The organism is Bacillus cereus group sp. RP32 (assembly GCF_040459735.1).
Classification (GTDB): domain Bacteria; phylum Bacillota; class Bacilli; order Bacillales; family Bacillaceae_G; genus Bacillus_A; species Bacillus_A wiedmannii.
In genome coordinates this window covers 1,443,789-1,465,872 of the sequence record NZ_JARVHO010000001.1, presented here as the reverse complement: position 1 = coordinate 1,465,872, position 22,084 = coordinate 1,443,789, and the positions used below count along the sequence as shown (strand labels likewise).

Below are 22,084 nucleotides of genomic sequence, written 5' to 3'. Positions count from 1 at the left end.
TGTTGAATGCATCTCCTCCTCCAAACGCATATTTCACGATTAGAGAACGAAATACTATGAAAGAACGACTCATTTAACTTGCCTACAAAGGCAGCATACTATACAAATCGCTATTTTCTTTTATTATATACTAAATTTTATCATCTTTTGCGGGAATTTAAATAAAAAACTGTCGAAAAAGATGATAATACGTTTACATTTTGTGCTATTTTGTCATATATTTAAGTATCCTGCATAATTACGATATTCACTTTTTTAAAATTGATAATTCAGAAAAATTTCACTTCACAGTAAATTCAACAAGACAAAAATAAAATCCTGCTCCTAAGAGCAAGATTCTATAGTTTTATAACATGATGTTTTCCGTCCCAAGAAAACGGTTTTTCCATTACACGATCAACGAAATCCAAACCAAACTGATTTAAATAGTAACATACATTCCACACACGCTCTTGCGGCGCCCCTAATGGACGAAGTGCAAATTGTATGCGACGGAATTTATTTAGCTGTACTTCATGTTTTTTCTCAACATTTCTTTTCAACATTCTTTCCAACAGTTCAATTTGTTCATTAATTTTGAATTCATTTTTCCCTGCAAACGCACTTAATCCAGGATCTATTTTCTTCACAAACTGTTGTAATGACGTATGGATATCAATTATTTCTTTTTTCGCCTCTACAAATCGATCATCTATCGGTTCCTCTATTTGATTAGATAACCAGTTTTCACGCAACTTATCTACGTTATTTAAAAAAGGATCACTGTCTTGCAATTGCAAATCGTATAAATCTGTCGCTATATCCCTCTCTACATAAGTGATTGTAATACGCGGAACGACAGGCGGCATTTGGAAACCAATCGTATGGAAAACTTGTTGCAATTCACTCCAGTAAGCTAATTCCCCTGGTCCTCCAATAAACGCGAGCGTAGGAAATAGATACTCTTGCATAAGAGGGCGCGTTACAACATTATTACTAAAGCGTTCCGGACTTCTTTCCATCTCTTCCATCAATTCCTCATATGAAAAGGAATACGCTCCACCCTTCCCTACAAACTTCCCTTGATCGTCTTCAAGTAATACTCGCTCATTATCAATTTCCATGAATATATGTACTGCATTATACTTTGTTTCAATAATCGGTTTATATCCTAATTCTTTAATTATTTCCTGTTGGTTATGAAGCCCCTCTTGCACTTCTTTATACTTACCTATAATTTGCTTAAAAAACGGCACTTCTAATTTTCTTAATTCAGGATGATGCGAATCAACAAGAATTAAACCAGAATTAACGAACATTTTCATAATAAGATGGGCAAAGAAATCTACATACGTATTCGATTTCCCCAAAGAATCATCAATAAATTGCAGTACATCCTTTGTAAAATTCGTTTCAGGGTATGTTTTGAAAATTTCTTCAATCCACTTTCTACAGTCTTCCAAAGAAAGCTCGGACTCTGAAGCACTCGCCACTTTCGGATTACGGTCATGAAAAATAGTCTTTTTTATTTTTTTATTCTTCGTTACAAAAGTATGATTAATTTCATCCATATCATGGTCTTCACCAGCAATCCAGAAAACAGGAACGACTTTAACACCTAAACTTTCTTCCTTTTCCCTCGCAAGCTGTAAAACTGAAATAATTTTATGAATTGTATAAAGTGGTCCAGTTAATAACCCAGCTTGTTGTCCAGCTATAACAACATATGTATTTTCATCTCCAAGCGCTTTTACATTTTGAATCGTAGCTTCTCCCGCTTGTAATTTTGTATTATATTCTAATAAATGCGCTACTAAATCTTGGCGGAAAAACTCCCTCTCACGCAAATCATGTACACGCTGTTTAAAAGCATCTTCTGTTAACATATAGTCAAAACACGACTGTATCTCTTTTTCACCGTTCATATAGTCCGCTACAACACCTTGTTGCGGAACAGAGATTTCTTTTATCTCCATATAATTCTTCCTTTCGTATCCTGTTCTCTCACCAATCCACATTGTAGTCAATGTTGCACGTAAAAGCAAAGAATTACACTTATTCTTTTACTTCTAATCCTTTTATTGCATCGAACAAAAATTGCAGTGTCGGAACAGATCGTTGCTGTTTCTTAGCTTCTTCTAATACATATCCAACAATCGCACCGATTTCCGTTTGTCTATTTGCCCTTACATCTGCCAGCATAGATGATGTATTACGAGACGTTCTTTCACATACGCGATGTACCATTTTCCATACCATTTCTTTTTCTTCTTTAACAAGAAAAACGACTTCCTGAAAAACTTGCTCCATCAATCGATAAAAAAACGGGTTCGTAATCAACTCTCCGTTCTGGACTTGTAATAATGCTGTCAATGGATTGATACATACATTAACTACTAATTTTTTGTGCATGACATCCTTCCAATCATCTTCTATTTGAATCGGAAAATGAGGAAATGGAAAGCAATTAAATATTTTTTCAAAATGTATAGACTGGCCGTGCACGATTCCAAACTTCGTTACACCTATCCCCGTATGATAAACGATATGTCTTTCTTCTTTTTTTGCACCATGCTCTACAATCCCAACCGCAATATTTTCATTCCTTATTTGCTGCATAGCATGAAGGTGCGACATTCCGTTTTGCAAAAAGATTAATGAGGATTCCCCTCGCACAAAAGGTAGTATGTCAGTTATATGATATTGCTTAACAGCAATAAATATATAGTCTAGCTTCTGGTCTAGCATACTTTCTATTGGTAAAGCAGGTGGGAATACGGTTTCACGTTTTTCCTCCCTCATACAAGTTACACCCGTTCTATTCAATTCCTCAGCCTGTTTAGCTGTCCTTGTAAACAACGTAACATCTTGATTACTTTTTTGTAAATAAAATGCATATAACAGACCGATAGCTCCTGGTCCCACAACTCCGATTTTCATTTTCACACAAGGAACTCATATAAATACGTTACACAAGTCCCTTTTCCCTCCCCCTTTTTATCCCGCAAACGCCTGATTGGTGCGGAATCATAATTAACTAAAGGTGAACAAATCCCACTGATTACAGTTTCACTTTACCTTTCTCAATTCCATGAACATAGTTTACAATTTCATTACTCTTTAACAAACAAATGCAACCTCTTCTTTCAATATGTATATACTACCTATTAATATGCTTCTACTCTTAGTTTAGCAAATCCTCAAAAAAATAATAAAAGAAATATCCTATCTTCTTCATAAAAATAAAAAAATGAGTTATAATATTATTATAAATATTTTTACTTTTCTGCATTCAACGAGACAAGAAAAGGATGTGATGTTATGGGATTCCCAAAAGTTGAGCGCTTGCTCATCAATTATAAAACATTAGACGAATTTAAAAAATTTAAAGGTTGCGGAGCTCAAGAATTATCCATGTTAGAAGAATTACAGGCAAACATTATTGAAAACGATAGTGAATCTCCATTTTACGGTATTTATTATGGCGGATCACTAATTGCACGTATGAGTCTATATATGAAAAGGCACGGCGGGGAACCATTCGAAATTACAGGTACTTACCTAGAACTCTATAAACTTGAAGTGTTACCAACTTTCCAAAAACAAGGATTCGGAGAAATGCTTGTAAATTATGCGAAGGGGCTACAGTTCCCAATTAAAACGATCGCACGTATCCATTCAGCTGGTTTTTGGGATAAATTAAATTTCCAGCCTGTATCAGTACCTGATGGTGATTTTTATGTTTGGAACCCAGAAACAAATTTGAATACGGTTACAAACGAAGAGTCTGCATAAGAAATAAAAAAACAGCTACATAGCAGCTGTTTTTTTATTTCTTTAACTTTTCTAATTTCCCATTCGAACGAGCGCTATTTCTTTCCGCTACCATTACACTTCTTTTTTGATCGATATAATCAAGCAATGTTCTATACTCTTCCTCATATACTGATAATCGCTCCAAAAGACTCTCTCTCTCTGTTTGTAACGATTCAATTTGCTGTTGCAACACCATTAAAGAGTTTTCATCTTTATAATTTTGCAAGAAATCAATAACATCATTCAATGTAATTGACGTAGGCTCTACTACCTTTGTCTCTTTTACTTCATAATTTTCTACTTTACGTAGTTGCTTTGCTTCTTCAATACGTTCTTTGTATTGCTTTCTAACGTAAGAATTCCATCTAAAGCCACATGCTGCTGGTGTACGAGACAAATGTCTTCCCACTTCTTTAAAGGCAGATAATTGCGTTCCACCTTCTCGAATATGCCGGAGTACTACTTCTGCCAGAAGCAAATCTTCATCATCAGTCCAAGCATCTTGTCTTGTTGTCGCCATCTCTCTAGTCCTCCCTATGCATTTTTTATTAAGCATATGCAGTTACTAGAAAAGATAGAATACAACAAATAAAGAATAAGACAAAAAAAATAAACGCAGAAGATATCTTCTACGTTTATTTTCCCGCAATTACTTGCTGATTACTTCTTTACCTTTGTAAGTACCGCATGCTTTACATACACGGTGAGCTAATTTCGCTTCACCACAGCTTGGGCACTCTACCATACCAGGTACTGATAATTTGAAATGCGTACGACGCTTTCTTTTTACTGTTTTAGAAGTTCTTCTAAAAGGTACAGCCATTCTTCCCACCTCCTTAAAAGAAATAGTTATTTTCATATGAAGGCCTAAACCAGTCTTCCGATTATTTGTCAAAAAACTTTGCAAGTCCTGCTAATCGTGGATCAACAGTCTTTTCTTTGTTTTCTTCCGAAATCACTTGCCAGTCTTGACCTTGCATCGGTGCTCCACCAGAAACATCATCACTGAAAATTTGCATTGGAATCTCCAAAAGTATATTTTCCTTGATTACGGGCAGTAAGTCAAGTACTTCTCCTTCTAAACAATGAATTTCAGCTTCAGTTTCAAATTCTTCTTGTGAAGTTTGGAACACCTCAGTTGTTTTAATGTCAAATGGTAATGTCACATCTACTAAAGAGCGAGAACATGGTAAAACCATGCTTCCAGTTATATGTAGATGGAACGTAAACTTACCGGAGCCAAAATCAACTCTTCCTGTTACATGAGCAGGATTAATTTCACGAATATCTTTCTCGACCTCTTGTAGCTCACTTACATCTACCATCTCATCCAATGTCAATCCTTTATTTCTCAATTTATTCAATTGATGGATGGACCATTTCATATCATATCACCTCAAGGCAACAAACAAAATTATAGCTAGCCATTTTATATTTGTCAATGTTTTTTCTTTACACTATAATGAAGTCATCATAGTAAATAATATATAGAGTATCACGTTTTTGAAAAAGATGCTACATCGAAAGGAGAGATTACCATAAAAGCCAGTGGTATTGTTGTTGAATATAACCCTTTTCATAACGGTCATGATTATCATGTGCAACAAACAAAAAAGTTAACACACGCCGATATTACAATCGCTGTTATGAGTGGCCCTTTTTTACAGCGTGGTGAGCCAGCACTCATATCCAAATGGTATCGTACCAAAATGGCCTTATCATGCGGTGTAGACCTTGTTGTAGAGCTTCCATACGCCTTCTCAACACAAAAGGCTGAAACCTTTGCAAATGGCGCTATTTCTATTTTAAACGCCCTGCGTGTTTCTGAAATTTGTTTCGGTAGTGAAGATGGGCAGATTGAAAATTTTCATAACACCATCTCTGTGCAAAAAAATGAAGAAGATACTTTTAATCGTCTTGTAAAGCAATTTATGAATGCAGGCAACAGTTACGCAAAAGCTACATCTGAAGCCTTCCTACACATTTTACCATCCGAAAAAAACATAGACATGTCACAACCGAATAACATATTAGGATTCCAATACATGAAATCAATTTTCTTACAAAATAGTTCTATGCAAGCACAAACGATAAAAAGATTCGCATCTCATTATCATGATGAAACATTTAGCGACCAACATATTGCAAGCGCAACTAGTATTCGTAAACAACTTTTTAGCGAAAATAGTTCTTTTACAGAAATTGAGCCTTTTATCCCAAAAGCGACTGCTTCTCTTTTAGCAAGTTACAAACAAAACTACGGGATATTACATAATTGGGAACAATACTTTTCATTTTTCAAATACAAACTCATGACGATGTCTCCAGAAGACTTACGACATATATATGAAATAGAAGAAGGTTTAGAGCATCGTATTTTATCAAAAATACAAAACAGTTCCTCCTTCCATTCATTCATGGAAGCATTAAAAACGAAGCGTTATACATGGACTAGATTACAAAGAGCTTGTACACACATTTTAACAAATACAACAAAAGAAGAAATACATAGCGCAAATATAGATCAGCATGCACCGTACATTCGTCTACTAGGCATGTCACAAAAAGGACAAACTTACCTTTCAAAAAACAAGAAAAAAATAGAACTTCCCATCCTTACCCATACAAAAACATTTGACCATCCTACTTTACATATAGAGCGAAAAGCCAATTCTGTATATTTCTCCATCATGCAAGAACCATTACGAACACAACTACTAAAACAAGATGCAACACACCATCCAATTCGTTATGATGAAACAACTGCAAAATTTCTATAAAAAACCTCTCTTTTTCAGAGAGGTTTATTTTTTCTCGCCCATTTTTTCCAAATACAGCAATGCATCATCCAGCGTATCAACTGGTACAACTTTCATTCTTGTTTTAATATCTTTCGCAGCCTCAAGCGCATCTTTATAATTCGATTTCTCCGCACCTTTTTCATTTGGCGCAAAGAACACTTCAGCACCAGCATCACTTGCAGCAACCACTTTTTGCTGAATACCACCAATCGGGCCAATTTCTCCCTTTTCATTTATCGTCCCTGTTCCAGCTATTTCATGCCCTCTTGTTAAATCATCTTCCACAAGTTGATTATATATTTCTAATGTAAACATTAGGCCTGCCGATGGTCCGCCTATTTCATGAGAATCAATTTTCACTTTCGGATCTACCATTAATTCTCTTTCAGTAACGATAGAAACCCCTATACCGACACGCCCATTTCCATTCGGAATGGTCTTTACATTTAAATTTTCTTTTAACTGTTTTCCATTTCTCTTGTACTCAATATTTACTGCTTCCCCTTCTTTTTTTCCTGTCATATATTCAATAAATTGCTCCGTCTTTTCAAATGTTTTTCCGTCGACAGCTATGATGACATCTCCAAGCTTAAGCTTTCCTTCTGACGGCATCCCTTTCGCTACTCCTGCAACCAATACACCTTTATTTTCAAAAGAAACAGTACGGTTTGCACGTTTATACGCATTATAGATTGCTGCATTTTGCGAATCTTTCATCGCATAATTTTGGCGAAATTGATATTCTTCATCACTCTCACCTTTTTGCAATATTTCTTCCGCTTTCGAAATATGTGTATATTTATTAAACTGTGCCGCTATTAAATTCACCACATTTGCTGGTCCCATTGAAACCGTAACAAGCATAAAATCACCGGATTCTTTCGTTCCACCCTCAACTTGAACGTAAGGCTCTAATTTGGCCGCCATTCCTGGTTTTGTTACATAATACGGTAAACGTACGTAAACAAGTAACATCGCCAATATAACCCCTATTAAAATTGCATATATAAACCGAAAACGCTTAAACATTATGTTTCTCCTTCCACTGCTCAATTAATAAATAAATATTTGCAACATGTTTTTCCGCCTCTACTTCTCCAACTCGAATAATGTCTTCAATATTTGTAAAAGCACGTGAACTAAATTGTTCTACAGCTGGTCGCATCATTAAATCCGATGCAATTTGTCGATTCATCACCAGCTCATGTTGCATAATTTCAATACTCTGCATAATTACATCATAAATAGACGTAACCTCTCCATTCACTTTAATCGGCGATACATCAACAGCAATAACAATATCGGCACCTAACTCTTTCACAACCGATACTGGAATGCGATCAATCACTCCGCCATCCACCAATAATCGTCCATCTATCTTTTCTGGTACAAACACTCCAGGTACAGATATGCTAGCTCTCACAGCCTCTGCAACAGGACCACTTGTAAAAACTACTTTTTCCCCCTTCAAGATGTCAGTAGCCACAACAGCCGTCGGGATATCTAACTCTTCTAAATTTTTATTATATGTAAACATTTTAATCATATCTTTGACACGTTTTCCAGCAATAAATCCCATTTTCGGAACTGTAAAATCTAAATAATATTTCCTCTTAAAAACATTTGCCAGTTTATACAACCTTTCAACGTTTGAGCTAGCTGCATAAAACGTACCTACTAAAGCCCCCATACTACTTCCTGCAATCATATGAATCGGTATACCATTTTCTCTTAAAACTTTTATAACACCAATATGCGCAAACCCTTTTGCGCCCCCAGATCCAAGAGCTAAACCAATTTTCGGTTCTTTCATTTTTCTCACCCTTTAATTTTTTTCATTCCTTTTTCATACTTATGGTCTAAATGCACAACGTATCCACGTATACTGAAATGAACGTTTTTTGGGACAAAGGGGGATTTACTTACATGTATGAAAAATGGAAAACGGCTTTTCTTACCATATTAACACTGTTTTTAACCTTTTCTCTTGTACTTCACCCCCAAGCTGCTTTGCAAGCTTCCATTCGAGGGTTAAATATATGGTGGGAAGTTGTATTCCCTTCACTTTTACCGTTTTTCATCATTGCGGAACTTCTAATTAGTATTGGTGTTGTAAAATTTATAGGTGTTATATTAGAACCACTCATGCGACCACTTTTTCGCGTTCCAGGGGTAGGCGGATTTGTTTGGGCAATGGGAATGGCTTCTGGATTCCCTGCTGGCGCCAAATTAAGCGCTAGACTACGTAAAAGTAATCAGCTAACACAAATCGAAGCAGAACGCCTCGTATCTTTTACAAACTCATCTAATCCACTTTTTATTTTTGGAGCTGTTTCTATCGGTTTTTTCAATAATCCGAAATTAGGAATCGTATTAGCTGCTGCACATTATTTAAGTAACTTTGCCGTCGGGTTATTGATGCGTTTTTACGGCAATAACAATATTTCCACAAAGGATCAACATCCTACTAAAAAACGTCCTTTTCAAAACCCTTTTTCAGTCCTACACGAGACGCGCATGCAAGAAAAAAGACCATTAGGAAAATTACTTGGGGACGCTATCGTTTCTTCTATTCAAACGTTACTTATGATTGGTGGATTTATTATTTTATTCTCTGTTTTAAATAAAATGATTACTGTATTTCATATTACAGCAGCACTTTCTTTTATTATGCAACATATTTTATCATTCTTCCAACTAACTACAGAATTTAGTATTCCAATCTTATCAGGCATTTTTGAAATGACACTCGGTAGCCAAATGATTAGTCAAATAAATGAAACACCCCTCCTGCAGCAAGCTATGGTAACAAGCTTTATTTTAGCGTTTAGCGGCCTTTCTATTCAGGCACAAGTTGCTAGCATATTAGCTGAAACAGACATCCGATTTAAGCCCTATTTTTTCGCACGAATTATCCAAAGTATTCTGGCTCCTATTTTTACTTTTATATTTTGGAAACCATTTTATGAAAAAGTAAGCTCTTTTTCACCTATGCAAAAAGATATCCCCGTATTTTTATCGAATCATTCTTCTATACTGCAAGAAATTTGGACATCTTTTGTACACTATGGACCGATCTTTACTTTATTTTGTTTATATGTATATGTTATCTTATTATTTTTTCGTAGCAACAAAGAAAAACCCCGTTCACTTTAACGGGGTTTGAAACTTTTCTTTTAAAGCACGTTCTACAACAGGAGGTACAAGATCTACTACGCTTCCTCCATATCTCGCAACTTCTTTTACAATGCTCGAGCTTAAAAATGAATATTGGTTATTTGTCATAATAAAAAAGGTTTCAATATTTTCATCTAATTTTCGATTCATAGAAGTAATTTGCATCTCATATTCAAAATCAGAAACCGCTCGTAACCCACGCAAAATCGCGTTTGCATTACGCATTTTCGCATACTCCACTAGTAGTCCACTATGTGAATCTACTTTTACATTCGGGATATCCTTTGTTGCTTCTCGAATTAAATCTAAGCGCTCTTCAACTGAAAAGAACGGTTTTTTTGACGAGTTGTTTAAAACTACTACATATACCTCATCAAATACTTTTGCTCCCCTTTTAATAATATCCAGATGCCCAAGGGTAATTGGATCAAAACTTCCCGAAGAAATAGCTATACTAGTCATTCCGTCCCCTCACCTTCATACTTATAAATCGATATTGCTGTAATCCCATAATTTTCAGCTCTTACTTTTACAAGACTCCCTATAGAATCAGGTAAAACCACATCATTACCATGCTCTGACATAATTAATCCATCTCTATGTAGCAATCCATGTTGATCCATCACACTAATTAAAGATACAATTTTTTGATCTTTATATGGAGGATCAATTAATATAAGATCGAATGATATTTCACGTTTTATAAGAGCCTTTACCGCACGTTCTGCATCATTTCGATATACTTCAGCTTGTTCCTGTATTCGACAACTTTCTAAATTTTGATGGATTACTTTTATCGCTTTATTATCTCGATCAACAAAAATTGCTTTATCAATCCCTCTACTTATAGCCTCGATTCCAAGACCACCACTACCGCCAAATAAATCAAGAGCGATACCACCATCAAAATAAGGACCTATCATATTAAAGATTGATTCTTTTACTTTATCTGTCGTTGGACGTGTTGTATTACCTGGCACCGCTTTTAGTGGATGCCCTTTACATTTTCCTGAAACTACTCTCATCTGTTGTCACTACCTTTATTTCAATCTATCGAGCAATTATAGAAAACCTTTCTCCATTCGGTAACCGCTACCAAACTATACTATTCCATGAAAATTTCCATTCATTTCTCAACGAACAATAGGAGAACTTTGGCTTAAAATAACCGCTCTGCATTTTTATGTATTCATCTCACCATGCGCTAACACGAACCCATTATGTATATTCGTTTCACTTTATCTTTTTTATCCTATCATAAAATAAAAAAAAGAAAAATAAAAAGCCAAACATAAAATTTAATTTCATGATGTATATCTTCATTTAGATTGGACATAAATAATTATAACAACATCACCTTCGATGTTGTTGCCAACCGCGGAGAAGACTTACGTTTCCCCATAAGTTCTTCCTCCGGTTTCTCCTCTCCCTTTGCCTTCTTACTAGTACATGCTAGTATAAGAAGGGCCCTGCTTTGCAGGGTTTTTTTTCTTTGTCTACTTTTCATTTAAAAAGTGAGATGGTACAGTAAGTAAAAGAAAGAGGAGGAAAAAATATGATTCAACGCTTTATAGAACTCGGAGAAGGCTACTCTGATTTATATGAATTACTTGAAATTGCCAAAGCAAATCAAGAACGTATAACACATATGTTACAATTTGAAACGATTAAAAATGAAAAAAAAGTGTGCTCACTTGTTGTAATATTAAAACCAACTACTACTGGTGATTTCCAACCATTATACATATGTCGTGAAGGCATTCCTGTACTTGAAAATAAAAAAAGTAAACGCGTCATTTTATTTGAAGAAACGGCAGAACAACTAGGAAGAAAAGTGACTACCTTTACGGTAAAACCATCCACAACTTTCCCAGAAAAAGAACTGTTTTTCAATCATTTAATTGGTATTTTACGAATGAATAATTTCATTCCTCCAATGAAATAAAGTGTTATTTCAAGTAAAAAATCCCCTACTAAAATTAGCAGGGGATTTTTTCTATTAACTATAATCGTATTCTTTTGCCCGATCAGGACGTGAATTTTCAAATTCCGTTTTTAAATACGGGCGGTACGACTGTTCTATCTTCTTCACAAAAGGAAGTTTGTTCAACTTTTGCATCATATGCTCAATTTGTTCCATATCACAATATACTACTGCGTATTTTAAGCGTTTTGATATGTAATGTATGTTACCATATTTCCTTAAAATCTTGGCATGTTTCAATGAATGTAAATAAACAATCATACTTTGTCGTTGCCCGAACATAATCTTCTCCATCTTCTCCTTTTAAAAACATATATTTTATATTTTATGAAAACCAATCAGAAATTTATGACATTACAGGACAAACTCTGTATACGTTTTCTTCTATCTTCTAAAAAACGGGGTAATTTACCCCGTTTTACAGCCACAACCTCCGCCGGTACCACAACCGCCACCACAGCCACCAGCATCAAAAAATGGATTTCCTGTTGGAACTTTGATGGAAGAAGACACCTCAGAACCGATTGCTACACTAACTTCATCTAACAACTTTTGCAAAGCTGTTTCTACTCGTTTAAAAGCTGCAACCTTATCATGTAAGTCTACAGAACGCTTTAACTCCCTCATTTTCGTCGAAACGAAAGTATAATCAGGATGGTATTTACCGAAACGTTGCACTTCTTCATATCGTTCTTTCATCGCTGTAAATTGCTGAATTAACGTCTGAACTTCCATATCTTCATGCAATTCTTTATAACACTTACGATAGTCTTCTGCTATATCTGAACAGATAATCGCTTTTGCAAGCTGCTCTGCCTTATCTAATATCAATACGCTTTCCAGCGTCGCTACAATCATGAGAGACACCTCCGAGTATTCATCATACCACATTTAGAATAGAACTACTAATTGAAGTGTCTCACTAAAAAAGATATCACTCTAACTATTTTCCGTATAATCCCAGCACATACTTATACATTAATATGTTCCGCAATATTATATTTCAGAACATCCCATTTCCCACTATTTTCTTTCACATAACTAATACATGCATTTTTTAATGGTGTCTTAAACGAAATATCTTCTGGTGCAATTGCATGTAAAATTGCTTTTATCGCATGTGAATGAGCTACAATGATAATACGTTTGCCAGAATGGGTTTCTGCAACATCTTTTATAGCAGCAAAGCAACGAGTTACAATCTCTTCATCTTGCTCCATACCTTCTACTTTACCTTCTGCAATTAGCTCCCTAACAGTCGCAACCGGCTTCCCAGAAGCTTCACCAAAATTACGTTCAACAAATCGCTCATCTAATAAAATCGATTGCAATCCTGCAGCCCCTGCAATTTCCTTAGCTGTTTCGTGCGCTCTAATTAATGGGCTACTTATAATTACATCCCATGCTTCCGCTTGCAAAGCAACTGCACTTTGACTTGCTTGCTTCTTTCCCACTTCATTAAGTGGAATATCTTCACGTCCCTGAATAATCTCTTGAAAATTCCAATCAGTTTGTCCATGTCGTACTAAACAAATTTCCGTCATGCTCATGCTGCAACTCCTTTTTAAATAATCCGCTTCTATTGTATCAAAAGTTCTGCATGACGGACATAGTTTTCCCTTCCAATTATGTTGTATTTTGCTGCTTCATATACTGAAACATATCGATCATAATGGAGGCAACTGCCAATTGGTTTTGAAATTTCTCAACTTTATCTGGTATCGTTTTTTTGAAATGCTGCATAGCCGCTAACTCAAATGCCTCTTTTTCTTCAGGGTTTCGCGTTAGTTTTCTATACCAGTACGGTTGCTCCCTAATATAGCGAGATAAATCCTCATCAGCCTTTATAAACTCCATAATTTCTGCTCTCATCCGCTTTCCCCCTAATCCTTCTGAAAGAAAAATGGATTATTTTCGGAAGTACTTTCTTCTTGCCGCGCGGGCTTCCCTTGAAATTGTTGAAAAACTTGTTGCACACTACCAATAGCACTCGTCACATTAGCTAAATGGTGTTGCATCTGTTCCACATCTAGCTTTTTAAAGAAAGAAAGCATTTGTCCCATCACATCAGCAGTTTTTTCCTCTTCAGTTCGATTATCTTTTTCTTTTTCTTTTTCTTGTTTATTTTCTTTTACCGAAGAAAAAGCTGGCGCTCCATCAGGCCTAAAAGTTGCCCATATCGGATCTTCTTCACCAAGTAAGTACCATTCTTCATAAAACTGTTGCCAAGTTTTGTGACCACTTCTAACCTCATGAACCATTTTAGGGTGATGGTTTACAAACTCTTTAAACTGTTGAACCGATGGATGTAACGGCCCTTTTGTTGTTGGCATAATCCTCACCTCTTCATGTATATCTACTATATAGTAAGAAAAAAAAGGCACATGGTTCGCCTATTTTTAGACGATTCATGCACCTTTTTATCCTGCTATTTGCATACGGTAAGATTCCGACCTACACTTCAGTGAATACGAAGTACTTAAACGTGAGGTTTCCCCTACACAACTTAAAATTTCACTTTATTTTCGAATAAAGTTTTGTGTATAAAACTTATCGTATACCCCAACACCTAATCCTGTAAATTGTTCATTTAATACATTCTTCCTATGCCCTTCACTATTTAACCAACCTTGCACCGCCGCAATTCCATCACTATGTTGCGCCGCTATGTTCTCACCAGCAAGTTGAAACCCTACTTTCCCGCGCTGTAAACGATCTCCTAACGTACCTAGTGTAGGTGAATCGTGTGAAAAGTAATTATTATCCTTCATATCTTTACTATGCCCTATAGCCACCTCTGCTGTTTGTTGATCCCAAGCTAACAGCGGTAACTTATGGCGACTTCGAATAATATTTGTTAAATCAAAAATTTGTTGCATATTCCCATTCTCTATTTGTTTCATTTTATCTGGAGTCAATGGTTGTTCAGCTAGTAATTCACCCGAATAAACAAGCTGATACGGTCTTTGGTGTAATAACGTTTCATCATCCATATAACGAACACCAACAAGCTCATGTGTAAAATGATCAAAATATAATTGTGCCCAGCCATCTTCTACAGGTATTAATGGTTGTTCCATCACTTCCGTGTCAGATAACTCAAATTGATAACTATTTTTCCCTCTTTTTAACGAAATCTCATGCGAGAGTGGATTCTTTTTATACACTTCTTCATACTTTTCATTTATATAATAAGGCGGCACCTTAACTTGCTCACCAGCAACATACGCCGTTACAATTTTTCGTTCTGCAACTCCAAATTGAACATACTTAGTTAAATCTTGATTATATACCCACCATTCATATCCGTAAGCAGATGGCTCTATTCGAGATGGTTCGCCCCATTTTGCTAATAAATTTTCAGAGTCCCCACCAATCATATTTAAAACAGTATCGGAAGAGTCTTCATTTACTTGTTTTTTCTTTTTCACAATTTTATTTTCTTGCTTTGATTGAGATGGGGTTAATATATATTGTGAAACGAGTAATTTCCCGTATAAATCAACAGCTAAAATTAAAAATGTAATCATTACGATACGCAATAATTTCTTCAATCGATATACCTCCTGCACAAAACATAAATTGAGATATACACAAATCCTTTTCTTTCCTTTTTTGTGTGTACCGTACTCTTTTCACTATATCATATTTTCGCAAAAAAAGTCTGGATTCTACCTTTTCTCTCAATATGAATTGCACTTTCTTATTATTCATACTATTATAAAAATAATGATGTAACATGAAAAGAGGAGGTATTATATGCAATTTACAAATACGAAATTTAATGGGGCAGTCGTTGATTTAACACTATTAACAGAGATTATGGAAAAGAACCATTTTGTACTTGCTGGACAGTGGGATTATGAACGAGTTACATACGATTATAAATTTGAAATATTAAATGATATTTATTATTTGCGCGTACAAGGTTTGGCTGTTGAAGGTGATGTTGGTAGCAGACACGCTGAAATAAAGCTACTTCCTCCCTTATTAGGAAAACATTATTATCCTCACGGCGTTGAATATGGTGATGGTGAAACTTTCCCAACGAATGTACTTCAAAAAAGCGAACAACTCCTACAAAATATCGAAAAAGAGTTAAAAGAGTTCCAAATCATTGAGTAAATAGAAAAAGCGCATCATATTGATGCGCTTTTTCTATTTATCTTACTTAAGAATGAATCGTCTTTTTGACTGGATACCCATAAATAGTTCCATCCTTTACTTTAATCTCATCTTCCCAAGGAACCTTATATTTACCTTCAGCTAAATCTTTTACAAACGTATACGGGTTTTCTTTCACCCCTCCAGGAGTCGCTACATATCCCCTTGAACCTAAATTATATATATTATTTTCGAGACCCCATCCTAATCTAGCCTGATCTGCTAGCTCTGGATATACTTCGGCAGTAACAATCTCCCAAGGATTTCGGTGTCCTTGCACTAAAGTAGTCCCATCAAAATTACAAACTTGTCCTTCACCAAAGTAATAAAATACCCCATCATAACCCGCTAAGTTCACTGACAATGTATACATTAAGTTTTGCCATGCATTCGAACGATTAGTTAACATCCATTGTTCACTAACTTGTGTGCTATATCCAGAAATACGAATCAAGACATTTGCACCTTTATAAGCTGCTTCACGAGCTACTTCAGGAAACATACCATCATGACAAATACAAACAGCTAATTTACTTCCTCCAGGTCCATCACAAACAGGTAAGCCTAAATCTCCAGCTTTCCAAGGTTCGACTGGCACCCAAGGATTTAGCTTACGATACTTCAAAATCATTTCACCTTGTGGATCAATAATTATTGCTGTATTATACGGTTCTCCACCATCAGGGTTTCTTTCCATTATAGAAAAAACACCATATACCTCAGACTCTTTACATGCCTCAGCAAACAAGTCTGTTTCTGGCCCAGGAACTGTACATAAAAACTCTTCTGTAGTCCATTTTTTTGTATTAAGCCCTTGTGTACTATATTCTGGAAATACTATCAATTCCAATCCAGGATACCCTGATTTAGTTGAATGAATTGTTTTTATGATCTGTTTAATTTGTTTATCAATGTCTGCACGTGACTCTACTACAGGTACTGGATATTGTATTAATGCTGTTAAAAAACCACTAATTGGCTTTACCATACTTCCACTACTACCCATTTAAATTCCCCCTTAAAATAGTTCTTGTTTATTAAAGATAACAATATAAATTTGTAACTCTCTAAAAAACTTGCACTACACATGGAATCATTACGTATTAAAGCTAGTAGTAAATCTTATATCCACTTTTAGTACATGCCTACACTAACTTAACATGAATAAATTGAAAATTCAATCTTTTTATAGTTTACTAAAACTAAAAAAGTGTATGGAAACCCATACACTTTTTTACTTAGTCTGTAAATATGGCGGTAATTGTTGCAACTGCTCTTTATCTTTTTCACGCTCTCTACGTGCCCACCTAAAAAATACATAACCAATAATCGTACCGTACACTATTTCCTGGACAATTTTCATAATGATGCCACCTGTTTGTTGATCTTGTACGACTGGCATCCAGTGTAAAAATTCTGGTCCAGTTATATTTAAATCAGATAAAGTTCCCGCTGGTACACATAGTTCCATCGCCTTCATCCAAGCAGCCGGATCCGTATACGTTGCAAATAATGGCGCCGTCGCAAAAATGATTAACGCGCAAGCTGGCGTTAATAATATACCGTTAGCAAACATATAACCCAGTTTCTTTATATCACTTAACGTTTGATATTCTGGTAATGGATTTAGCATCGGCCACCACATCATGATTGCCGTAAAGAACAATATAGCGAGACAAATAGGATGAGCAATTTGACTTTGTTTTACTGTATCAAAAACAACTGGTAAATGATAAAAAGAAAACAGACCATTAAATACAAACAATGCAATAAGTGGCTTAGCAAATATCTTCAATATAATTTGAACGAACTTAAAAGAAGTAATATAACGATATAACCAAACTGGTATACCAAGCAACAATAACGGTGGAACTGCAATATACATAACTGCCATTTCAAACATATGTGCACTAAATATAATATGACCAATTAAATCAATAGGCCCTCCCTTTACAAAATACAAAAGAACAATCCCGGTCGTAAAATAAAAAACTTGCTTCTTACTTACCTTTGTCGCATGTTCAAATCGCATTCTATATGGCCCAATAATTAAAAAGTACCCGATAAGGATCGAAAGCATAAATAGTAAAAAGATTGGACTCCATAGAGCTTGAAAACCAAATATCCACAAGTTACTCATTGTCACACCTACCTTCTTAAGATTATCCTTTCACATAACATGAAGAGGGAGCTGTGACGACACAAGCTCCCTTATTCTTCACTTTTCAAATCCACACAATTGTCATAAAAGCTAAAATTGTAATTAACCCGATCAACAGACCAGAATAAAGAAAGAAACTTGCCGCTTCATGTCCTTTATGACTCATATGCATAAAATAATACAATTGAAAAATTACTTGTACCACTGCTAATAGTAAAATAAATGGTACTGAGAAAGTCGGACTAAAAGTTTTCGGATATGCGACTGCTGCAAATGCAACTAATGTTAAAAAAATCATTAATGCAAATGTAATAACTTGATGCTTCATTTCCTCCGCACTTTTTCTCTTCCGATAAACAAGATCAACTTTAGGATTATTCATTTGCTTTATCGCCATTGTTTATCCCACCATTCCCATCAAATATACTACAGTGAAAATAAACACCCAAACTACGTCAATAAAGTGCCAATAAATCGATGCAACATAAAACTTCGGTGCATTGTATAAATTTAGACCTCTCTTCGCATTTCTAAAGATTAATGTTAAAATCCAACATAATCCAAACAATACGTGGAGACCATGTGTACCAACAAGAGCATAAAACGCGGAACCAAATGCACTACTTCTCATAGTATGCTTAAATTCATGCGTATAATGATAAAACTCATATATCTCAAATGCTAAAAACCCTAAACCTAGCAACACTGTTACTAATAGCCAAAGTTGCATTTTCTTAAAGTTAAAGTTTTTCATATGATACATCGCATATACGCTCGTTAAGCTACTCGTTAATAAAAGCATCGTCATAATGAAAACGAGTGGCATTTGGAACATCTCTTGAGATGTTGGTCCACCATTTGTAGAATTCTTTAACGCTAAATATGTGCCAAACAAGGAAGCGAACAATACTGTTTCGCCTCCAAGAAATAACCAAAAACCGACGAACTTATTTTTTCCCTCAAGGGTTGCTTTTTCAGGCTCTGCTGGAAATGTTTCATTCGTTAATTTTTCATCTACATGCATTATGCCTTGCCCCCCTTATCTTCTAAATCTTCCTTATGAATATGATATCCATGATCATCGATTACTGAACGTAGGAACATTGTACCAAATGTAATGATTAAACCGATAATTGCTACTAATAACCAAAACTTATCTTTTCCACCCTGCATATACATTGCACCGAATGCCGCTATAAACAATCCTAAAGAAATGATAAATGGTGAAAGCGATGGATTTGGCATATGAATATCACCAATTGGTTCCGCCGCTGTCATCTCTTTATTCCCTTCACGTTTTTCAATCCAAAACGGATCTAACCCGCGAACAAATGGTAATTGTTTAAAGTTATATTCTGGTGTTGGTGCTGGCATTGTCCATTCTAATGTACGTGCATCCCATGGATCACGACCAGCCTTTTCTTTTGAAACTGTCGTTTTAATTACATTGAATAGAAGAACAATCGTTCCAAGAGCCATAAATACCGCTCCAATAGAACTAATCATATTCCCCATTTCCAACCCTTGGCCTTCAAGATATGTGTAGTAACGACGTGGCATACCAATTAAACCAAGGAAATGCTGTATGAAGAACGTTAAATGGAAACCGATAAAGAATAGCCAAAATGTTATCTTTCCTAACGTTTCATTCAATACTTTATTAAACATCAGTGGCCAATAATAATGAGCTCCTGCAAGTAAACCAAATACAACACCGCCGACAATTACATAATGAAAGTGAGCTACTACGAAATAGTTATCATGAAATTGATAATCCGCTGGTGCAGATGCTAGCATAACACCTGTAACTCCACCCATTACGAATGATGGAATGAAAGCTACTGCCCACATCATCGGTGTCGTAAAACGAATACTTCCTCCCCACATCGTAAAGAGCCAGTTGAATATTTTAATACCGGTCGGTACTGCAATCGCCATTGTCGCAACTGAGAAAATAGCATTTGCAACTGGACCAAGTCCAACAGTAAACATATGATGCGCCCATACCATAAATCCTAAGAATCCAATTAATACTGTCGCGAACACCATCGACGAATAACCAAATAATCGTTTTTTCGAAAATGTCGCGAAGATTTCTGAGAATATTCCGAAAGCTGGGAGTATAAGAATGTATACTTCTGGATGACCGAAAATCCAGAATAAATGCTCCCATATAATCGTATTCCCGCCCAATGCTGGATTAAAGAAACTTGTTCCAAATAAACGATCTAACATTAAAAGTCCTAATCCTACAGTTAACGGTGGAAAAGCGAATAATATTAGAGAAGATGTTACAAATGTCGTCCATGTAAACATCGGCATACGCATATACGTCATTCCTGGCGCACGCATATTAATAATGGTTACAAGGAAGTTAATACCTCCAATTAATGTACCAATACCGGAGATTTGCAAGCCGAGTACATAAAAATCAACACCATGGCCTTTAGAGGCTAAAGCTAAAGATGCATAAGATGTCCAGCCTGCATCAGGTGCTCCACCTAAAAACCAACTTAAATTTAAAAATACTCCACCAAAGAAAAATAACCAAAATCCGAGTGAATTCAAAAACGGGAACGCTACATCACGTGCACCAATTTGAAGTGGTACAGCGGCGTTCATAAATGCAAACACGAGTGGCATAGCTGCGAGGAAAATCATTGTTGTACCGTGCATCGTTAATACTTGATTATAAGCATCCCCAACAAGAAAAGCGTTGTTAGGAATCGCTAATTGAAGGCGAATAAATAGAGCTTCTATTCCGCCTATTATAAAAAACAATCCACCTGCAATTAAATAGAGAATGGCAATCTTTTTATGGTCTACTGTCGTTAAATAATCCCATATGACAGCACCCATCCCCTGTTTTTTTGCTACAGAACTCACGTTTTCAACCTCCCCTTCGCGAATAATCCCTCTTTACTTTTCAACTTTTAACGTTTGTAAGTATGCATTTAATGCATCAATTTGATCATCCGTTAAGTTGCCATATTTACCAGTCATTTTATTTCCTGGTTTCATATTTTCAGGATCTTTCAGCCATTTTTTTAAGTTTTCTTCATTGTTTTCGGCAATACCGGCAACCATATCGCGATCCGCAAAGTTTGCTAAGTTTGGTGCGATACGAGCGGAAGGTGGTCTACTATCATTAGATCCAACTGCGTGACAACCAATACAGCTTTTATTAAATATTTCTTGGCCCTCTTGCGCCTTTGTTGAAGCTACTTCTTTCTTCCCATCAATCTTCTTCATATCAGCAAGCCACTTTTTGTACTCGCTTTCATCTAAAGCTTTCACTTTGAATTGCATTAAAGAATGTGATGGGCCGCAAAATTCTGTACAAAAACCATTATAAGTGCCCGATTTATCTGCCTTTAACCACATTTTGTTCACATTGTCTGTATTTGTATCCATTTTCCCAGCTAAAGATGGAACCCAAAACGAATGTTTAATATCGGCACCCTTCAAATTCAAATACACTTTCTTACCTGTGGGGATGACTAAATCTTGAGAAGTTACTATTTTTTCTGATTTATAAGAAAATTCCCACCAATAAAGATTCGCTGTTACATCAACAACGATAGTATCTTTATCAATATTCTTTTTCTCCATCGCACTTACATCAGCAAGTTTGAATGTATATGTAACCGTCGGAACAGCTAAGATTAACAAAAGAATAATCGGAATAACTGTCCAAATAATTTCTAGTTTGTGATTCCCTTCAACTTGCTCTGGAATATAATCTTCCTGACCTTTCTTTTGTCGGAAACGCACAATTACATATAAGAAAATAATAGTAACTACTAGTACTACTCCTACCATAATCGCAGTTGCTAGTAAGAGCAAATCATATTGCATTTTTGCTACTTCTCCTTGCGGAATTAAAGTAGATTGAAAGGCTTTACCGCATCCCCCTAACAGTAAAGCCAGCAGTGAAACGAACGAAAGCAGTCGCCACTGTTTCTTCATACAAACAACCCCCACTTTCCTTGTGAATTAGAT

Annotated in this window: 26 protein-coding genes; 5 read left to right on the top strand and 21 right to left on the bottom strand. The window is 35.7% G+C overall.

What is annotated here, in order from left to right; genetic code table 11:
- Positions 1 to 338: 338 nt before the first annotated feature.
- The gene (gene bshC, locus QCI46_RS07770; protein ID WP_353839882.1) at positions 339 to 1,955 is read right to left on the bottom strand and encodes a bacillithiol biosynthesis cysteine-adding enzyme BshC; all 1,617 of its coding nucleotides are present in this window, start codon (positions 1,953 to 1,955) and stop codon (positions 339 to 341) included.
- Positions 1,956 to 2,034: 79 nt separating this feature from the next.
- A complete protein-coding gene (gene panE / locus QCI46_RS07765; RefSeq protein ID WP_098089498.1) occupies positions 2,035 to 2,925 on the bottom strand; it encodes a 2-dehydropantoate 2-reductase in 891 nt (296 codons plus the stop codon).
- A gap of 375 nt (positions 2,926 to 3,300) precedes the next feature.
- On the opposite strand from panE, the gene QCI46_RS07760 reads away from it, so the two are divergent.
- Positions 3,301 to 3,774 (top strand): N-acetyltransferase, encoded by a 474-nt coding sequence (locus tag QCI46_RS07760; protein ID WP_000506689.1) that lies wholly within the window; start codon positions 3,301 to 3,303, stop codon positions 3,772 to 3,774.
- Positions 3,775 to 3,808: 34 nt separating this feature from the next.
- Here the strand turns inward: QCI46_RS07760 and QCI46_RS07755 are convergent, their stop codons facing one another.
- From QCI46_RS07755 to QCI46_RS07745, 3 genes are all read right to left on the bottom strand, one after another.
- Complete coding sequence (locus tag QCI46_RS07755) at positions 3,809 to 4,315, bottom strand: RsfA family transcriptional regulator (RefSeq protein ID WP_000246481.1); 507 nt, start codon at positions 4,313 to 4,315, stop codon at positions 3,809 to 3,811.
- 129 nt (positions 4,316 to 4,444) lie between these two features.
- Complete coding sequence (gene rpmF, locus QCI46_RS07750; RefSeq protein WP_001984764.1) at positions 4,445 to 4,618, bottom strand: 50S ribosomal protein L32; 174 nt, start codon at positions 4,616 to 4,618, stop codon at positions 4,445 to 4,447.
- A 61-nt stretch (positions 4,619 to 4,679) separates the two neighbouring features.
- Complete coding sequence (locus tag QCI46_RS07745) at positions 4,680 to 5,180, bottom strand: YceD family protein (RefSeq protein WP_000872150.1); 501 nt, start codon at positions 5,178 to 5,180, stop codon at positions 4,680 to 4,682.
- Between the two features lie 153 nt (positions 5,181 to 5,333).
- Between QCI46_RS07745 and QCI46_RS07740 the strand changes: the two genes are divergently transcribed.
- The gene (locus tag QCI46_RS07740) at positions 5,334 to 6,575 is read left to right on the top strand and encodes a nucleotidyltransferase (protein ID WP_353841847.1); all 1,242 of its coding nucleotides are present in this window, start codon (positions 5,334 to 5,336) and stop codon (positions 6,573 to 6,575) included.
- 24 nt (positions 6,576 to 6,599) lie between these two features.
- Here the strand turns inward: QCI46_RS07740 and QCI46_RS07735 are convergent, their stop codons facing one another.
- Complete coding sequence (locus QCI46_RS07735) at positions 6,600 to 7,625, bottom strand: SepM family pheromone-processing serine protease (RefSeq protein ID WP_353839881.1); 1,026 nt, start codon at positions 7,623 to 7,625, stop codon at positions 6,600 to 6,602.
- Positions 7,618 to 8,409, bottom strand: coding sequence for a patatin-like phospholipase family protein (locus QCI46_RS07730; RefSeq protein ID WP_000662602.1), 792 nt, complete (start codon positions 8,407 to 8,409; stop codon positions 7,618 to 7,620). The genes QCI46_RS07735 and QCI46_RS07730 overlap by 8 nt, the downstream gene beginning before the upstream one ends.
- 113 nt (positions 8,410 to 8,522) lie before the next feature.
- Here QCI46_RS07730 and ylbJ point away from each other — a divergent pair, with 113 nt between their 5' ends.
- Entirely contained in the window at positions 8,523 to 9,752 is a 1,230-nt protein-coding gene (gene ylbJ, locus QCI46_RS07725; RefSeq protein WP_353839880.1) for a sporulation integral membrane protein YlbJ, read from the top strand.
- On the opposite strand, the gene coaD is transcribed toward ylbJ, so the two are convergent.
- On the bottom strand, positions 9,744 to 10,235 hold the full coding sequence (coaD, locus tag QCI46_RS07720) for a pantetheine-phosphate adenylyltransferase (RefSeq protein ID WP_000200598.1): 492 nt from the start codon (positions 10,233 to 10,235) through the stop codon (positions 9,744 to 9,746). The genes ylbJ and coaD overlap by 9 nt on opposite strands.
- Positions 10,232 to 10,798: a 16S rRNA (guanine(966)-N(2))-methyltransferase RsmD gene (gene rsmD / locus QCI46_RS07715; protein ID WP_001266975.1), complete on the bottom strand. Its 567-nt coding sequence runs from the start codon at positions 10,796 to 10,798 to the stop codon at positions 10,232 to 10,234. The genes coaD and rsmD overlap by 4 nt, the downstream gene beginning before the upstream one ends.
- A 530-nt stretch (positions 10,799 to 11,328) precedes the next feature.
- Between rsmD and QCI46_RS07710 the strand changes: the two genes are divergently transcribed.
- A complete protein-coding gene (locus QCI46_RS07710; RefSeq protein WP_000616012.1) occupies positions 11,329 to 11,718 on the top strand; it encodes a DUF7147 family protein in 390 nt (129 codons plus the stop codon).
- 54 nt (positions 11,719 to 11,772) lie between these two features.
- Here QCI46_RS07710 and QCI46_RS07705 read toward each other — a convergent pair whose 3' ends face one another.
- The 6 genes from QCI46_RS07705 to QCI46_RS07680 form a co-directional block, all read right to left on the bottom strand.
- Positions 11,773 to 12,039 (bottom strand): YlbG family protein, encoded by a 267-nt coding sequence (locus QCI46_RS07705; protein WP_002080814.1) that lies wholly within the window; start codon positions 12,037 to 12,039, stop codon positions 11,773 to 11,775.
- Positions 12,040 to 12,165: 126 nt separating this feature from the next.
- The gene (locus QCI46_RS07700; RefSeq protein WP_000634355.1) at positions 12,166 to 12,615 is read right to left on the bottom strand and encodes a YlbF/YmcA family competence regulator; all 450 of its coding nucleotides are present in this window, start codon (positions 12,613 to 12,615) and stop codon (positions 12,166 to 12,168) included.
- A gap of 113 nt (positions 12,616 to 12,728) precedes the next feature.
- On the bottom strand, positions 12,729 to 13,301 hold the full coding sequence (locus tag QCI46_RS07695; protein ID WP_033657734.1) for a histidine phosphatase family protein: 573 nt from the start codon (positions 13,299 to 13,301) through the stop codon (positions 12,729 to 12,731).
- An 82-nt stretch (positions 13,302 to 13,383) separates the two neighbouring features.
- The gene (locus QCI46_RS07690; RefSeq protein WP_001200991.1) at positions 13,384 to 13,629 is read right to left on the bottom strand and encodes a YlbE-like family protein; all 246 of its coding nucleotides are present in this window, start codon (positions 13,627 to 13,629) and stop codon (positions 13,384 to 13,386) included.
- Between the two features lie 11 nt (positions 13,630 to 13,640).
- Entirely contained in the window at positions 13,641 to 14,090 is a 450-nt protein-coding gene (ylbD, locus tag QCI46_RS07685) for a YlbD family protein (RefSeq protein ID WP_001143337.1), read from the bottom strand.
- 186 nt (positions 14,091 to 14,276) lie between these two features.
- Positions 14,277 to 15,311 (bottom strand): CAP domain-containing protein, encoded by a 1,035-nt coding sequence (locus tag QCI46_RS07680; RefSeq protein WP_353839879.1) that lies wholly within the window; start codon positions 15,309 to 15,311, stop codon positions 14,277 to 14,279.
- Between the two features lie 205 nt (positions 15,312 to 15,516).
- Between QCI46_RS07680 and QCI46_RS07675 the strand changes: the two genes are divergently transcribed.
- On the top strand, positions 15,517 to 15,882 hold the full coding sequence (locus QCI46_RS07675; RefSeq protein ID WP_001160938.1) for a YugN family protein: 366 nt from the start codon (positions 15,517 to 15,519) through the stop codon (positions 15,880 to 15,882).
- Between the two features lie 46 nt (positions 15,883 to 15,928).
- On the opposite strand, the gene QCI46_RS07670 is transcribed toward QCI46_RS07675, so the two are convergent.
- The 6 genes from QCI46_RS07670 to coxB all read right to left on the bottom strand — a co-directional run bounded on the left by QCI46_RS07670 (position 15,929) and on the right by coxB (position 22,051).
- The gene (locus tag QCI46_RS07670; RefSeq protein ID WP_000535797.1) at positions 15,929 to 16,927 is read right to left on the bottom strand and encodes a formamidase; all 999 of its coding nucleotides are present in this window, start codon (positions 16,925 to 16,927) and stop codon (positions 15,929 to 15,931) included.
- Positions 16,928 to 17,155: 228 nt separating this feature from the next.
- Positions 17,156 to 18,061, bottom strand: coding sequence for a cytochrome c oxidase assembly factor CtaG (gene ctaG / locus QCI46_RS07665; protein WP_048530645.1), 906 nt, complete (start codon positions 18,059 to 18,061; stop codon positions 17,156 to 17,158).
- 85 nt (positions 18,062 to 18,146) lie between these two features.
- On the bottom strand, positions 18,147 to 18,479 hold the full coding sequence (gene ctaF, locus QCI46_RS07660; protein ID WP_000985692.1) for a cytochrome c oxidase subunit IVB: 333 nt from the start codon (positions 18,477 to 18,479) through the stop codon (positions 18,147 to 18,149).
- 3 nt (positions 18,480 to 18,482) lie between these two features.
- A complete protein-coding gene (ctaE, locus tag QCI46_RS07655) occupies positions 18,483 to 19,106 on the bottom strand; it encodes a cytochrome c oxidase subunit III (RefSeq protein ID WP_000557858.1) in 624 nt (207 codons plus the stop codon).
- On the bottom strand, positions 19,106 to 20,941 hold the full coding sequence (gene ctaD / locus QCI46_RS07650) for a cytochrome c oxidase subunit I (RefSeq protein WP_353841846.1): 1,836 nt from the start codon (positions 20,939 to 20,941) through the stop codon (positions 19,106 to 19,108). Before ctaD ends, ctaE begins: the two co-directional genes overlap by 1 nt.
- Before the next feature lie 60 nt (positions 20,942 to 21,001).
- The gene (gene coxB / locus QCI46_RS07645) at positions 21,002 to 22,051 is read right to left on the bottom strand and encodes a cytochrome c oxidase subunit II (protein ID WP_000745278.1); all 1,050 of its coding nucleotides are present in this window, start codon (positions 22,049 to 22,051) and stop codon (positions 21,002 to 21,004) included.
- Between the last annotated feature and the right edge of the window lie 33 nt (positions 22,052 to 22,084).